The 14,653-nt window shown below is 50.7% G+C and carries 17 protein-coding genes and 2 tRNA genes; 13 read left to right on the top strand and 6 right to left on the bottom strand.

What is annotated here, in order from left to right:
• The first annotated feature begins 197 nt into the window (after positions 1–197).
• Positions 198–839: a hypothetical protein gene (locus tag OU789_RS02645; RefSeq protein ID WP_274653040.1), complete on the top strand. Its 642-nt coding sequence runs from the start codon at positions 198–200 to the stop codon at positions 837–839.
• Positions 840–885: 46 nt separating this feature from the next.
• Here OU789_RS02645 and OU789_RS02650 read toward each other — a convergent pair whose 3' ends face one another.
• The 6 genes from OU789_RS02650 to OU789_RS02670 all read right to left on the bottom strand — a co-directional run bounded on the left by OU789_RS02650 (position 886) and on the right by OU789_RS02670 (position 6,730).
• A complete protein-coding gene (locus OU789_RS02650; RefSeq protein WP_274653042.1) occupies positions 886–3,750 on the bottom strand; it encodes a PriCT-2 domain-containing protein in 2,865 nt (954 codons plus the stop codon).
• 490 nt (positions 3,751–4,240) lie between these two features.
• A complete protein-coding gene (locus tag OU789_RS02655; RefSeq protein WP_274653044.1) occupies positions 4,241–4,468 on the bottom strand; it encodes a hypothetical protein in 228 nt (75 codons plus the stop codon).
• The gene (locus OU789_RS02660; RefSeq protein WP_274653046.1) at positions 4,465–4,701 is read right to left on the bottom strand and encodes a hypothetical protein; all 237 of its coding nucleotides are present in this window, start codon (positions 4,699–4,701) and stop codon (positions 4,465–4,467) included. Before OU789_RS02660 ends, OU789_RS02655 begins: the two co-directional genes overlap by 4 nt.
• 317 nt (positions 4,702–5,018) lie before the next feature.
• A complete protein-coding gene (locus tag OU789_RS02665) occupies positions 5,019–5,396 on the bottom strand; it encodes a terminase gpP N-terminus-related DNA-binding protein (RefSeq protein WP_274653048.1) in 378 nt (125 codons plus the stop codon).
• Positions 5,393–6,526, bottom strand: a complete 1,134-nt coding sequence (locus tag OU789_RS16955; protein ID WP_446719155.1) for a tyrosine-type recombinase/integrase — start codon at positions 6,524–6,526, stop codon at positions 5,393–5,395. The genes OU789_RS02665 and OU789_RS16955 overlap by 4 nt, the downstream gene beginning before the upstream one ends.
• A 129-nt stretch (positions 6,527–6,655) precedes the next feature.
• Positions 6,656–6,730, bottom strand: a tRNA-Thr gene (locus tag OU789_RS02670).
• 187 nt (positions 6,731–6,917) lie between these two features.
• Here OU789_RS02670 and OU789_RS02675 point away from each other — a divergent pair.
• The 12 genes from OU789_RS02675 to OU789_RS02730 all read left to right on the top strand — a co-directional run bounded on the left by OU789_RS02675 (position 6,918) and on the right by OU789_RS02730 (position 14,594).
• Positions 6,918–7,073 carry a hypothetical protein gene (locus OU789_RS02675; RefSeq protein WP_263954009.1) on the top strand — a complete coding sequence of 52 codons (156 nt, stop codon included), beginning with the start codon at positions 6,918–6,920 and terminating at the stop codon, positions 7,071–7,073.
• Between the two features lie 8 nt (positions 7,074–7,081).
• On the top strand, positions 7,082–8,347 hold the full coding sequence (murA, locus tag OU789_RS02680; protein ID WP_263954008.1) for a UDP-N-acetylglucosamine 1-carboxyvinyltransferase: 1,266 nt from the start codon (positions 7,082–7,084) through the stop codon (positions 8,345–8,347).
• On the top strand, positions 8,344–8,823 hold the full coding sequence (locus tag OU789_RS02685) for a DUF2948 family protein (protein ID WP_263954007.1): 480 nt from the start codon (positions 8,344–8,346) through the stop codon (positions 8,821–8,823). Before murA ends, OU789_RS02685 begins: the two co-directional genes overlap by 4 nt.
• Before the next feature lie 3 nt (positions 8,824–8,826).
• Positions 8,827–10,131, top strand: a complete 1,305-nt coding sequence (hisD, locus tag OU789_RS02690) for a histidinol dehydrogenase (protein ID WP_274653052.1) — start codon at positions 8,827–8,829, stop codon at positions 10,129–10,131.
• Between the two features lie 4 nt (positions 10,132–10,135).
• Positions 10,136–10,621, top strand: a complete 486-nt coding sequence (locus tag OU789_RS02695) for a UPF0262 family protein (RefSeq protein ID WP_274653054.1) — start codon at positions 10,136–10,138, stop codon at positions 10,619–10,621.
• Positions 10,622–11,083: an arsenate-mycothiol transferase ArsC gene (locus OU789_RS02700; protein ID WP_263954002.1), complete on the top strand. Its 462-nt coding sequence runs from the start codon at positions 10,622–10,624 to the stop codon at positions 11,081–11,083.
• A gap of 113 nt (positions 11,084–11,196) precedes the next feature.
• On the top strand, positions 11,197–11,415 hold the full coding sequence (gene infA / locus OU789_RS02705) for a translation initiation factor IF-1 (protein WP_039004513.1): 219 nt from the start codon (positions 11,197–11,199) through the stop codon (positions 11,413–11,415).
• 3 nt (positions 11,416–11,418) lie between these two features.
• Positions 11,419–11,991, top strand: a complete 573-nt coding sequence (locus tag OU789_RS02710) for a Maf family protein (RefSeq protein WP_274653057.1) — start codon at positions 11,419–11,421, stop codon at positions 11,989–11,991.
• Entirely contained in the window at positions 11,988–13,019 is a 1,032-nt protein-coding gene (locus OU789_RS02715; protein ID WP_274653059.1) for a ribonuclease E/G, read from the top strand. The genes OU789_RS02710 and OU789_RS02715 overlap by 4 nt, the downstream gene beginning before the upstream one ends.
• A complete protein-coding gene (locus OU789_RS02720) occupies positions 13,016–13,198 on the top strand; it encodes a DNA gyrase inhibitor YacG (RefSeq protein ID WP_274653061.1) in 183 nt (60 codons plus the stop codon). The genes OU789_RS02715 and OU789_RS02720 overlap by 4 nt, the downstream gene beginning before the upstream one ends.
• 79 nt (positions 13,199–13,277) lie before the next feature.
• Positions 13,278–13,352, top strand: a tRNA-Phe gene (locus OU789_RS02725).
• A 63-nt stretch (positions 13,353–13,415) separates the two neighbouring features.
• The gene (locus OU789_RS02730) at positions 13,416–14,594 is read left to right on the top strand and encodes a DUF6538 domain-containing protein (protein WP_274653063.1); all 1,179 of its coding nucleotides are present in this window, start codon (positions 13,416–13,418) and stop codon (positions 14,592–14,594) included.
• The last annotated feature ends 59 nt before the right edge of the window (positions 14,595–14,653 follow it).

Genomic DNA, 14,653 nt, shown 5'->3' on the forward strand with positions numbered 1-14,653 from the left:
GGATTGGGCATGATTGAGACCGTGCCGGTCTCACGAAATTAGGGAAAGCAATGAGGCTGAGGGGGCAATCACTGGTGATTTCTGCAACATGCCCTTGCCGTGCTGTCGTTTAATCTAGACCAAAACCCTCCAAAATGAGAATGTCCGAAAATACTAGAACGAGTACATAGCAATCTTTTCAAGGATACCCTGAGGAATTGAAACAAATCATCCAATGGATTGGTGAACGATGTGACATATTCCTGTCATTCGATCACAGCACTCAAGCAAACATCGTGCTTGTAATGCTCACCGCGATAATCGCTGTCACGAATATGCGACTGGTTTGGAATTCACGGAAAGCACACCAAAGAGAACTTCGGGCTTATGTGACGGCAATCGACGGTACTATTGAGGTCTTACCCTTACGGGATGGAGGGTATAGTGCAAAAGGTTATATTATTCTTGAAAACCAAGGGAAAACACCTGCCTACAGTTTTCGAACCCTGCCCAAGATCCAGTGCGGCCCTAGTGAAACGCCCTTGTTTGAGCCCAACCCAGCAGAACCCGAAGATTGGAATACCTCGATCATCGGTAGCGGACAACGAGCAACGGCAAACCTCACAAGTTGCCACATAAATCAAGACCAATTAACTGCTGTTCGCAATGGGGAACAGAAAATCTATGTATCACTACGGGCGGAGTATAAAGACGTTCTTGGGAAACAAAGATTCTTCCTAGCTCGAATAACTAATGGTGAGAGACTTAGAGAACGCGAGGGGCAGGCAAAGAGAGAAAACCGAGGCCTAATTTTCAGTTGGCAGATATCCCCGCATCAACTTGGCTACGATGCCGATTAGATATGCCTGAAGTCACCAATGCTTCCATCACGGGTGAATGAAAGTCTTAAATATCAAGGCCACTCTTTTTCAAAGGTGAGTTCAATCCAGTTAGGATGATTTCCAAATCTGGGAAACGTATGCCTGAGATCATCAACATGCGTCTCTGTGGTAAAAAGCCTGCACGTTCTTCCTTTCCTCGGTGAAGAACCCGATATCGATTGATGTGACCTTCACTTATTAGAGGTTCGAAATTCAGGCTCTCAGCAATCTCTGCCCAGCGCTTGAGCAGCATACCGGACGCATCGGGATATGTGTCAGCTAAAAACTTCTCAAACCAAGATTTCGCGCTATTGATAGCCATGAGAGATCCACCAAGCTCGTCTTCTTTCGTGGTGCCATCACGATCAGCTGCTATGAAGATATCTTGAACAAACTTTTGTTCCGTTTGATTTAGGGAATTGAAGATACCCTTACCTTTGATAGACTCCGCACGTTGTTCAATCCAGAAGATGAACTCCTTACCAATCTCAGCAGCGTTATCCACGAAACTCTTGGAAGCAGACACCCCATCTTCATCAATTTCGATATCCTCGGGCTGTAACGGATGCTCTAATCTAAACTGGTGAATTATTTCCTCTGCTGCGTTCTGAGCACCTTCAAGACCTAACATTTTGAGTTCGTCAACGGACTCAAGAACCAGACGGATGATAAGATGCTTGAGTGCGTTCCGGTATTCGGAAGCTGTAACTCCATTTGAGTTCAACAGTGGTAGATCTGTTTTAGCATCACCTTTCATTCTGATGAGTGCCCAACGGTTGATCAACTGTGGATCGGCACCAGCTTCAGTTTGTAAACCTCGTGGCATGGTGGCAGCGGATGCAATTCGAGCGTTGATCTCGATTTCTACAGATGCCCCGTTCTTCAGATTGGCACGAACGGTGCCTTCAGTGGATTTGAAGAAGTCGGGAACTCCTCGTAACTCATCGAACCACCACCCTAACGCTTCCGCAGCTTCGACAAAATTAATAGCGACTGGTTTGTTATCGATGATAGCGGCAGTCTCTTTCACTGTTGTCTCTCTAAGCAAGCCAAGATCCCGAAAGACTCCCAAGAGTTCAGACTTGCCCCAATTCGACGGAGCCAGCAGAAGAACATTCGCTTCCTTAGTCTTCTTGAAGTTTGACGCAACCAGCATTCGTGTGAGCGCTGGAAGGAAAGGTGCGTGTTCTAGATATTCGGCTTCGATATCCGGATTAGGGTTGCCTTCAGTTCGGACCGTTCGGACACGGTGTTGAAAGTGAACTGATAGATTTGAGGATTTCGGATCAAACACTGCTGTTGCTCCTCGCATTCGTGAGAGATGTGACAAACCCCAGATGGAAGCCTTTGGAGTAATCACACGAGCCTTCCGGTTTATGCGTAAGTTCTGCTGGATGATCTCCCACATCAAGGATTTGGCTTTTTTGAGGTTTGCTGTCGTAGTGTCTGGGTTCACCTGCTGAGCGTCAACGAACTCATGGAAGGATCTGTTGTCCTCCGTCTCCGACGCATGTTTGTAGATGGAGATCTTGAGATTATCTATGACAGCAGTTTGGAAATCCATCTTGCTAAAAGACGTAAATGGATCTCGATTTTTACCAACGAGATTGTAAGCATCGTTCGCTGTAGCAAAGGTGTTTAAAATGAGAAGTGCTACGTTCTTCTCGTTGATGAACTTCTTCCAATAGTCGATTGGTTCGTTTGAATGAAGTGCGCAAAGCTGGGGAAAGCGTGAATTGAAACTACGTTTGATATTCCGAAGCATCTTACGAACTGCAATTCGGCCTTGCTTTTCACCTTCAACAAACCAAGATGGTGGAATTGTACAGTCTTCAACAACCTCACAGCCTGCAAACTCAACGTCGAAGTCCACGTATTCCTTTGGTTGGACACCCGCGAACTTGAAAACTGTCCCAATTCCATAACCCCCACGTTTCTTAGGATCGGCACTTCTCCACAGCTCATCAAATGCGGATTGTGACCAGTTTCTAGGTGTTTGTTTTCCCTTGGTGAACCCACCAGAGGACCACTTTTGAGCAAGCTCATACCCTTCAGCTTCTTTACCTATAGAACAGTACCAGTGATGGAGACCATAGATTACGGGTGCCCAAATTTGCCATTTCATTGACGGAGAAATATTCTTAAGAGCTTCCTTGATGACTTTCGGGGTCGCTATCTCTTCTGTGTAGATCCGATTGCTGCGGACATCTAAACTCTTTGGAAGGGCATTACTTGCTTCTTTCTCATAAGCACGCTCAGCGGCTAAACGACGAAGCTCTACGTCCAGACGATTGAACAACCCTACGATCTCATCAGTCGTCATTTCAGGGAAGTCACCAGATGTAAGACGTTTCACAACTGTGTCATATCCAACATTTGTGTCTAGATCTTCCAGTTTGTACCAGTCGTAGAGTTTATCCTTTATAGCCGGATAATGTCCGAACATCACCGCTTGCTGACCCAACACCAGAAGCTCTAACTGGTTCGGAAAGCCAGTGTCCGGATCTAAAAAGCGATCAGTGGTTAACTTCTTAAGCTCTCCCTCATCCTTGATGCGTATGAGAAGAGCCGCTTTATCTGGATGCCCAAACCGGACGAGCGTTTGCTTGTGCGAACTGAACACAGTGTCCGTCTTTAGGAACTCCAACAGGTGAGAAGTTATCCCTCCTGATGGCGTATCAAGATCAAGGCACACATAATCATGGCCGAGGAGCAAACCAACTCCGGTTGAGGATTTCCATGCTTTGCTAGGCGGTTCAACTGATGGATCTACCCAGTTCTTATACTTGGGCTGTTTTCCAAGGAGTGGAATAACTGGTAAGCCATGCTCTTTCAAAGAGATGAGACTTTTTTGATTTAGGGGGTTTTTAGCTTTGGAGATTCTCGGCATAATTATCCTTGCATATAATCCTTTTGGGAGTTCGAATTTCGGTTCGGCTCCCATTTTTTCTGTATGGGCTCAAGGTAATATCGTACCGTTCCCTCACCTCGTGGAATATCCCTTACTTAACTTTATCCTGTTGAAATCCGGACATTTTTTATGTTCCTAGATGTCTCTTGCGCGAGTGTCTTCCAGCTATCAATTTTTTAATCACTAGAGCATCTTCAATCAATTTTTGTTATAGATAGAGAATTTTATAGATAACAGGAATTGATATGTTGAAGCCAAACGATCACAGAGATTGATCAATCGAACAGCGTTGTTCTCGTCACAACCCAACACATCGACAAACTTTGCGCATGTAATGTGTGGAACGTGTGTGGAAGCTCAAAATTCCAACTGGTGGGTTTTCAAGCATCTCAAGAAATGGAACTATCAGGAGTGCTAATCGAGCTTAGCAGCGGTTTAGCTTGAGGGTGATCGTTTGCCCAAACCTCGGTCACCCTCTTCGTTCTCCCTTACACTTTAAGAACTTCCGAACCTCTCTTTCCGACCATAGCAACTGCTTATTGATGTACGTAGTGGCATCAGGAAGAGTACCTTCTTCGATCATTGCTTTGACCTGATTGCGAGTTACCCCTCCTGCGAGCTGTTGCACACCATAGAGGGTTAGGTATTCACGTTCTTTGAAGCGTGACATCCGTGGAACTTTCACATGCGTTTTCATTCCTCTTCTCCTGCTGACTTCCGACGCTCTAAGAACTCCTCAATCCCGATCTCACACCAGAGTGGGGAACCGTTCAGGTTAGTAATTGGAACGGGTAGCAGGTTGTCTTCCATCGCCTGATTTACTTCCTCATCAGAACTGTAATCCGTCAGCTGTTTTAGGCCCTCTCTGGTGAGATAGTGGCGCTTGGTCATTTGGGGAAAGCTCACCAGTTGGATGTGTGTGGTTCTCATTTCTCTTCTCCTTGTTTTTTGAGTAAATCCTCTAACCACTGTTCAATCCAATGGGTTCGCGAGACTACACGCCGTCCAAGAACGACATGTGGTGGGAAGAGGTCTTGTCTCTTCAGTAGCTCAAGTGTGGAGCGTGGAAGACCCAACGCTTGGGCAATCTCGTCGAACCCTAGAACTAAAGGTTCGACGTCTTGAGAGCTCTCAGGTTCTGGGATTTCCACCAGTTGAGCTTTTCTAATCTTGGGTAGTCGTTGCTGTTTCATACCTCGGAGATTAGAGGTGTGAAGTTGTGTCAGTCAGTGAGTGATAAAAAAATTTCAGTCTTTCAAATCGCGATACACGCTAGGCTCGGACACACCCAACATGTGAGCGATTTGCTTGACTGCGTATCCCTTACTCTTCAACTCTTTGGCACGTTGACGGCGTTTACGTCTGTTGACACTTCGATCCTTGTTGATCGTGTGAAACGAGGAGCGTGGTCGATGTTCTAGGATTGCCTGCGTTGCAGCTAACCAGTCTCTCTCAGCTGGAAAAACTCCACGCTCTAGCAGAGATTTCAGTGTGTCGATCCGCCAATCGTTAACAGAGATAAGGTTGATGAGTTTCAAAGCGAAAACTGGATCTTCAAAGACCTCAGCTTTGTAAAGAAGCTCGAAATCGTCGTCAGTGTCACCAGTGGCATCAGTGGAAGTCATAAGTATGCACGTAGCTCCTCAATTCCCGCGTGGAAGTAAGTTTGCTCAATCATCCGAACTGAGGTCCCTGTGATTTTTGCCACTATAGAGATTGGCACGTTTTGAGATATCATCCGACTTATGCGCGAATGTCGAAGAGTATATGCGCAAACGCCTTCAGGTAAACCAGCATCTACAACAGCACGTCTCACCAATCTGACGTGGCTGTTCGGTTCCCACGGTTTGCCATTCTGACGAACTAAGAGAAACTCGCGCATGTAACGTTCATCAGTTCGACTGATGGCTTTTGAGACTCTCTCAGTCATCAGGAGTGACACGCTTTCATCCGTCAATGGAACGACCCGAGGTCCTGTCTTTCCGTCAACACGGAGAGTCCGGTTCTTTGGGTCAAAGTCTGACATTCGTGCATGTGTCAATTCACCAAGGCGACACCCTGTAAGAAATAACACCTGAAGAAGTTGTTTCAAATCGGATCTACATGCACGAAAGAGTCGTTCTATTTCAGCATCTGTTAAGTTCGACGCTCGCTCGGTTTCGCGTTTCTCAACAGGTAGACGCTTGAAGGTGTTCCAAATCCGTTTTCCCTCGAAGCCAACAGAGTCACTTGCACGATTGAGAGCTGCTTTCAAGGTAGCCAATTCCCGATTGAAGGATCCATAAGAGGCACTATAGCCATTCTTCCACTTCACAATGTCCGAGAGCTTGAAATCCGAAAGCTTACGATCTTTGAAGTGAGGTTCTAGACGTCTTATCGAACCGTACACCTCGTTCCGCTTCTTGAGAGTACGAGCCGAGCCAGCTTTCCAGTCTGCCCAAGCTTGAAGAGCTTCCGAGACTGACAGATCTCCTGACTGTGTGGATTCATCAGTGGTGAACTCTGGGTTCGTGCAAATCGAGAGAGCTTCCTCATAGGAAACTCCAACGCTGTCATAATCATCCGCTACGCCTAGTGGTGTGTAGACGTATTTCCCATCAGTGGTAATGGTTCTCAAAAACCAACGTCCAGACGTGCTCACGGAGCGTCTGCGATAGCAGAGTGTCCGGTTTGGTGTGATCTTATGGGAGTAAACAGAGGAACGTGGTTTTAGTTTGAGTCTTCTCGAGGGAGTTGCAAGTTCTTGGGTTTTCATAAGCCAACGGTTCAGAATTTGGTTAAAGGGGTATTCTGAACCGTACTATGTGCAACTAGGGATTTTTGAATATCCCCTATTTGAAACCCATGGTTTCTTAAGGTTTCTTAAGGTTTTCTGAGGGGAGGATGGTGCTGCCGGAGAGAATTGAACTCTCGACCTCTCCCTTACCAAGGGAGTGCTCTACCACTGAGCTACGGCAGCCAACGGGATAAAGTCCGTGGCGCGTGATTAGACGTATTCGGTTGGCGACGCAAGCGTCTTTTGAGGAATATCCGCTGCTTCATTGGGGAGAGCTTAATTTGGCCTAGGTCCGCTTATTTTCGGGCTGTTCAGGCTTGCATGTGTGCATTTGCTGGACGCTCACGCTGCCCTGCGTTAGATATTCGACATGAGTTCGGGAACCAATGATAAATCCGTAAAACCGGGGCGCAAACAGGCGGCTGAGGAGCGTGAAAAACGTCTTAAGGCGGCATTGAAGGCGAATATGGCCAAACGCAAGCAGCAGGTTCGTGCGCGCAAAGATATAGATAACAAGGCAGAGTAGGGCAGAAAATGGATTCAATCGTCGTTACGGGCAATGGCCCACTTAAAGGCCAAATTCCGATTGCGGGTGCCAAAAACGCCTGTCTCACCTTGATGCCTGCGACGCTGTTGTCAGAAGAACCGCTGACCTTGACCAACGCACCAAGACTCTCGGATATCAAAACGATGAGCGCATTGTTGGCTTCGTTTGGGGCGGAAGTCTCAAGCCTTCAGGACGGCAAAGTGCTGGCGATGTCATCGCACAATATCGACAATCACGTGGCTGACTATGAGATCGTGCGGAAAATGCGCGCGTCAAACCTTGTTCTTGGGCCCCTGCTGGCGCGGCTTGGCCATGCGATTGTTTCGCTGCCAGGAGGCTGTGCGATTGGAGCGCGGCCAATGGATTTGCACATCGAAGCGCTTGAGGCGCTTGGTGCGGAGATCGAGCTTAAGGAAGGGTACTTGCACGCAAAGGCCCCAAAAGGGCTAAAGGGCGCTGTGCATGAGTTGCGCTTTGCCTCTGTCGGCGCCACAGAAAACACAATCATGGCCGCGACGCTTGCGAAAGGGACAACTGTTCTCAAGAACGCTGCGAGAGAGCCAGAGATTGTTGATCTGGTCGAGTGTCTTCGGAAAATGGGTGCGCAGATCGAAGGTGAAGGCACCTCCACAGTTACGATTGAAGGTGTTGACCGCCTTCACGGGGCCACGCACCCTGTTGTTACGGACCGGATCGAACTCGGCACTTATATGCTTGCGCCAGCAATCGCGGGGGGCGAGGTCGAGCTTCTTGGTGGTCGTATGGATTTGCTGGGCGCCTTTTGTGAGAAGCTTGATGCCGCAGGGATCGATGTTCGCGAGACGGAAAACGGTCTGATGGTCGCGCGCCGTGGTGATGCGATCAAGGCTGTCGATGTAGTCACCGAAGTTTATCCTGGTTTCCCAACAGATCTACAGGCCCAGATGATGGCGCTGATGTGTACCGCCGAGGGCACCAGCGTGCTTGAAGAACGGATTTTTGAAAACAGGTTCATGCACGCCCCAGAGCTTATTCGTATGGGGGCGCAGATTGATGTGCATGGAGGTGTTGCCAAAGTAACGGGCGTAAAGCGCCTCAAAGGTGCACCGGTTATGGCAACGGATTTGCGAGCATCAGTATCGCTTATTCTTGCTGGTTTGGCCGCTGAAGGTGAAACAGTTGTGTCCCGCGTTTATCACGTTGATCGCGGTTATGAGCATGTCGTTGCAAAATTTGCGGGCGTGGGCGCACAAATTGAACGGGTGAAAGAATGAGTAACGACGCCACATTCGAAGACGGCGCAGAGAAACCGCTGCAACTTGTTGCAGCAGATGAAGAAGACTTGCAGGTTATTTCTAGCGTTGCCCAAGACGCTGTTTTCCCGATTTCCGAAGTCGCTTGGCGCCCGCAAGAGCGGCGCTTTGCGATACTTCTTAACCGGTTCAGATGGGAAGACGCGCCGAACGCAGAGGCGCGTAATCGTCCCTATGAACGTGTGCGTTCCGTTCTGACTTTTGAGGATGCAACAGGGGTTGTAAGTCAGGGGATTGATCAGAACGATAAAGACCTTGTCTTCTCGATCCTGTCGATTGGCTTTGAGCCGGGTGAAGATGGAACAGGGCGAATTCTAGTGGTTCTGGCAGGGGATGGGCTGATTGGCGTGGATGTGGAATGTCTCAATGTCACATTGCAAGACGTGACCCGCCCCTATATCGCTCCGTCCAAATCTATGCCTCAGCACCCGGAGTGATCTATGCCTCTTTTTCTAAACGCCTCTGACACCGGTTTTGATGCCGAGTTTCAAGCGTTTCTAGGTACCAAACGTGAAGACAGCCCCGATGTGGATGTGGTCGTTGCCGATATTATTGCAGATGTGCGCAAGCGAGGCGATGCGGCGGTTGTGGACCTAACCAATAAATTCGACCGACTTGCGCTCACGCCCGAGACGCTGCGGTTCTCGCCAGAGGAAATTGAAGCAGAATGTGCGAAAGTTGACGCCGAGGATGCAGCTGCGCTTGAATTGGCCGCTTCCCGTATCCGCGCCTATCATGAGAAGCAGCTTCCAGAAGATGCAAGCTGGACAGATGATACCGGCGCAATGCTTGGCTGGAGATGGACAGCTGTTGCCGCGGCGGGGCTTTACGTTCCGGGCGGGCTCGCAAGTTACCCTAGTTCGGTTCTGATGAATGCAATTCCCGCAAAGGTGGCGGGTGTTGAACGTCTTGCGATCTGCGTTCCAACGCCAGATGACGCAGTAAACCCGCTTGTACTGTTTGCGGCGCGCCTTGCTGGTGTGGATGAGATCTATCGCATAGGTGGCGCACAGGCGATTGCTGCGCTTGCTTATGGCACCGAAACTATTGCACCTGTTGATAAGATCACTGGCCCGGGCAATGCTTTTGTCGCCGCCGCCAAGCGTCGTGTCTTTGGCAAGGTCGGAATCGATATGATCGCCGGCCCGAGCGAGATTTTGGTGATTGCAGACAAGAACAATGACCCAGACTGGATTGCGGTTGATCTTTTGAGTCAGGCTGAGCATGACGAGAGCGCGCAAAGTATTCTGATAACGGATGACGCAGAGTTTGGCCGCGCCGTTGCGCAAGCCGTTGAAAAACGCCTCGAAACGTTGGAGCGCGCTGCTATAGCTGCCCCCAGTTGGCGCAACTTTGGGGCGGTGATCACCGTTCCAGATCTGGAGCGTGCGATCGCACTTTCTGATCGGATCGCGCCGGAGCACCTTGAGATTTGTGTTGACGATGCTGATGCTTTGGCTGCCAAGATAAGGCATGCAGGTGCGATTTTCATCGGTCAGTACACGCCCGAAGCAATCGGCGATTATATCGGCGGACCGAACCATGTTCTGCCGACAGCGCGTTCCGCACGGTTCTCCTCGGGGCTGTCTGTTATGGATTTCGTCAAGCGAACCACGCTTTCGCGTATGACACCTGAAGCCTTGGCCGCAATTGGCCCGTCGGCTGAACGGCTGGCTAAATCTGAAAGCCTAGAGGCGCACGGCCTCTCGATCCGAGCAAGGTTGGACCGTATCAACGAAGGGTAACGACATGGCAACAAATCGCATCGTTGCAATCGAGATTGACGATGAAGGCCGCGCTCCTGCGACAGCAGAGATCGAACAGGAGCGCCGCGTTGCCATATTCGATCTGCTTGAAGACAACAGCTTTGCCTTGCCGATTAAAGAAGGGCACGATCCAGAAGAAGGGCCATTCAACGTAACTTTGGCCATTCGCGAGCGCCGACTTGTGTTTGATATTCGCAGCGAAGACGAGGCGCCTCTTGCTGAGTTTCACCTCGCACTTGGGCCGTTTCGACAGGTCGTTCGCGACTATTTCCAGATTTGCGAGAGTTATTTTGACGCGGTAAAGAAGCTGCCCCCAAGTCAAATCGAAGCAATTGATATGGCGCGGCGCGGCATTCACGACGAAGGTGCCCGCGTTCTTCAGGAGCGGCTCGAAGGAAAGGCCAAAGTCGATCACCCAACTGCGCGCCGCCTGTTTACGCTTATATGCGTCTTGCATTTCGGGGGATAAATGAACCCCGACCGCCCGACCTCTGTCCTTTTTTGCTGTGATCACAACTCTGTACGTTCGCCAATGGCAGAGGGGATCATGAAGGCCATGTACGGCAAATCGATCTATATTCAATCGGTTGGCGTTCACAACGATCTTGAAATTGATGGATTTGCGATTGCGGTGTGCAGCGAGTTAGGTGTCGAGCTTTCTCGACACAAGAGCCGCTCTTTCGACGACATGCAGGATTGGGGCGACGATTTATCTAGTTTTGATCTCGTGATTGCGCTGTCGCCAGCGAGCCAGCGCCGCGCTTTAGATTTGACGCGTTTGTTCCATCTTTCGGTCGAGTATTGGCCTGTTTTGGACCCGACCGGACTCGGAGAAACGCGCGAAGATCGGCTGCAGTCATACCGGCAAACGCGCGACCAAATCAAAAAGCAGTTGCTAGAACGGTTCGGAACGCCCGAAAATCCGCTCTAATTCGCGCAAATTCCTGTGTTTCACGCCAAGTTGTCCTTGAAAAATGCGAAAATGACGCGCATTTAAGGGGCGCTCGTGCACTGGCACGAGAAAGGTAACGAATAGGAGAGACCATGGCCAAGGAAGAAGAGCTCGAATTTCCAGGTGTCGTCAGGGAGCTTCTGCCAAACGCGACGTTTCGGGTCGAGCTGGAAAACGGCCATGAGATCATCGCGCATATGGCAGGCAAAATGCGCAAGAACCGTATCCGCGTTCTTGCCGGTGACAAAGTCCAAGTCGCCATGACGCCATATGACCTCACCAAAGGTCGCATCAACTATCGCTTCAAGTAAGCGATGCGTTTGATCTTAGGGTCTGCAAGCCCACGCCGCGCCGAACTTCTTAAACAGATTGGCGTGGTGCCTGACGCTGTGCGCCCTGCGGATATAGATGAGACGCCCCAAGTGGGCGAATATCCGCGCCCGTATTGCCAAAGGCTTGCGCGTGAAAAGGCGAAAGCGGTTCAGGCTGCGCCGGACGAGATTGTTTTGAGCGCGGATACGATTGTGGCGATTGGCCGTCGTATCCTCGGCAAGCCAACTGATGAAGCCGAGGCGCGCGATTATCTTCGCCGCCTTTCGGGGCGCCGCCATCGCGTTGTAACTGCTGTCGCGCTGCGCGTAGGCGACAAGATTGCCGAGAAAGAAACTGTTACCATCTTGCGGATGAAGCAGCTTACCGAAGCTGATATCGACGCTTACATCGCCACAGGCGAATGGCAGGGCAAAGCAGGAGCCTATGGTATACAGGGCTATGCGGCGCGGTTCATTCCGTGGATTAATGGCTCCTATACGGGCGTCGTCGGTTTGCCGCTAACTGAAACCGCGCAACTTTTAGAAAGCGCGGGTTACCCGCTGGAGGCCGCATGAAGGGCAGCGTTGTTGCATTAGACCAATGGAAGGGCCGCGGTGCGGCTGCGATGTTGGTTGATGGAAAGTTAACCGATCTTCTGATTGATCCCGCTGCGCAGGATATGCCCGTGCCGGGAACGATTTACCGTGCCATCTGTGATCGTCCGCTGAAAGGGCAGGGCGGTATGATGCTGCGGATACCTGACGGCACCGCATTTCTGCGCCAAGGTAAGGGGCTCGCGCCCGGGCAGTCTATTTTCGTGCAAGTCACAGGCTTTGCCGAAGAGGGGAAAGCCGTTCCTGTTACTCAGAAAATTCTATTCAAAAGTCGCTACGCGATTGTGACGCCAAATGCACCCGGCGTGAATATCAGCCGCGCGATCCGCGATGACGACATCCGCGACGAGTTGATGGAGTTGGCCAAGTCTATGATGGAGGGTGTGCCACACGGCCTCATCCTCCGCTCGATCTGTGAGCATTCAGATCATGAAGAAATCGCCGATGACATAGCGCTCATGTTGGGGCAGGCCGATGGCGTCCTTGGCGCTGAGGACAACGGAGCGGAGCTTTTGCTTGATGGCCCCGATGCTCAATTGCTTGCGTGGCGTGATTGGCCCGCGCCGGATGTGATGGCGGCGAATGAAGGAAGTTTTGCCGATTACGAAATCGATAGCATGGTTTCTGATACGCTTGATGATTTCGTGCCATTGAGCGGCGGCGCCAGCATGTATGTGGAGCCGACACGCGCGCTTGTAGCCGTTGATATCAATACGGGCGGAGATACATCCGTTGCTGCGGGCCTTAAGGCAAATATCGCCGCGGCTCGCGACCTTCCGCGCCAAATGCGCATTCGTGGACTCGGCGGGCAGATAACTCTTGATCTCGCTCCAATGACCAAGAAAGACCGGCAGACCTTTGAAAGCGTGTTGCGCGCGGCCTTTAAGGTCGATTCGATTGACACTGCGCTTGTGGGCTTTACACCGCTTGGCCACTATGAACTGCAACGAAAACGCGAACGTTTGCCGCTTAAGGATTGCGTAGAATGAATTGTCCGATTTGTTCAAAGGATTCTGATAAGAAATATCGTCCCTTCTGTTCAAAGAACTGTGCTGACATCGATTTGGGCCGTTGGTTCAACGGAACCTACACTGCACCTTCCGAAGAAGAAGACGATTTGAGCGCACTTCGAGATGAGTTAGAAAAAACAAATCGCAAACCACACTGATTTTTTGCGATTTGCCTCTAGACACCACCTTTTAGCGCGTCTAGAACACCGCGACCCGAACGTGAAAACGTTCCCCAGTGCCCGGGTAGCTCAGGGGTAGAGCAGTGGATTGAAAATCCTCGTGTCGGTGGTTCGATTCCGCCCCCGGGCACCATTCCCAACAGGTAAGCTACTGTTTCCCTTCAGCTTTAACTGGAGCTGACCAAGGGCGTAGTACATGCTGGAGAACAAAACCGTTCCCTTCTCATTTGTGAAAGATGGGATCTTCTACTTCACACGACGGGTCCCGAAGGACCTCGACCACCACTATACCACCGGAAAAATATCCTTCTCGCTGCGGACAAGATCAGCGGCGGTCGCAAAGTCCCGAGCGCAAAGAGCAGTTCAGCAACTCGATGAACACTGGTATCACCTACGCATCCAAGACGTAGACCTACCGGGCAAGCATCTTCTGAAGATGGGAGTTGCCGCCGAGCTTGGGTCTTCGATGTCATGCACCGATCAAGCCAGCGTTGACACTGTAAAGCTCTCAGAAGCCGTGTCAGTCTATCTGCAGCTGAAGGGGCAAGGGCGTCCAATTACCTTCCACAGGGCTGCTGAGCGGTCGTGTGGCTATGTCTTGGATGCCTGCGGGGACAAAGACATCAGAAGCTATACCAAGGCGGATGCCAATGCGTTTCGCGACGAGCTGGTGAAGCGAGAATTGGCGGGTAGCAGTATCACTCGCATCTTTGGGACCGTCAGGTCAGTCATCAATTTCGCTGCTTCTGAAGCCGGTATCACACTCACCAACCCATTCGCTGGTGTGTACTACGACAGAAGTGCCGGTGTCGAAGATCGTGAACCTATGCCAATCGAAGCGATCCGCTCTCTGCAATCCAAATGCCGGTCCCTTGATGACGAACTGCGATGGCTGGTTGCTCTGGTCTCGGACACAGGGATGCGGCTTGCAGAAGCTGCGGGTTTGCTCAAAGAGGATTTCGAGCTGAATGACCCAGTGCCTCACGTAGTTGTCCAAGAGCATCCTTGGCGTCGGCTGAAGACATCAGCTAGCAACCGAAAGGTGCCTCTGGTCGAGGCGTCACTATGGGCCGCCAAGCGCTTACTCTCTGAGAACGCTGACAGCCAGTTCGCTTTTCCCCGGTACAACAAATCGAAAACCACGAACGCTAATTCCGCCAGTGCCGCGCTGAACAAATGGATGAAGCCATATGTACCGAGCCGTTGCACGATGCACAGCTTTCGTCATTCGATGCGTGACAGGCTTCGCGCTGTCGAGTGTCCGTGCGATATCGTCGACCAGATAGGTGGCTGGCAAACCGAAGGCATTGGGCATGGATATGGCAAGGGCTATCCGATTGAAGTGCTGAGCAAATGGCTGAAAGCAACGGCATAGCTCCAGCATGTACTACGCCCCCGGGCACCATATTATACGCTAAGCCATTGTAAGACCTC

Origin of the sequence: Halocynthiibacter sp. C4 (assembly GCF_028823805.1) — a bacterium.
Classification (GTDB): Bacteria; Pseudomonadota; Alphaproteobacteria; order Rhodobacterales; family Rhodobacteraceae; genus Falsihalocynthiibacter; species Falsihalocynthiibacter halioticoli.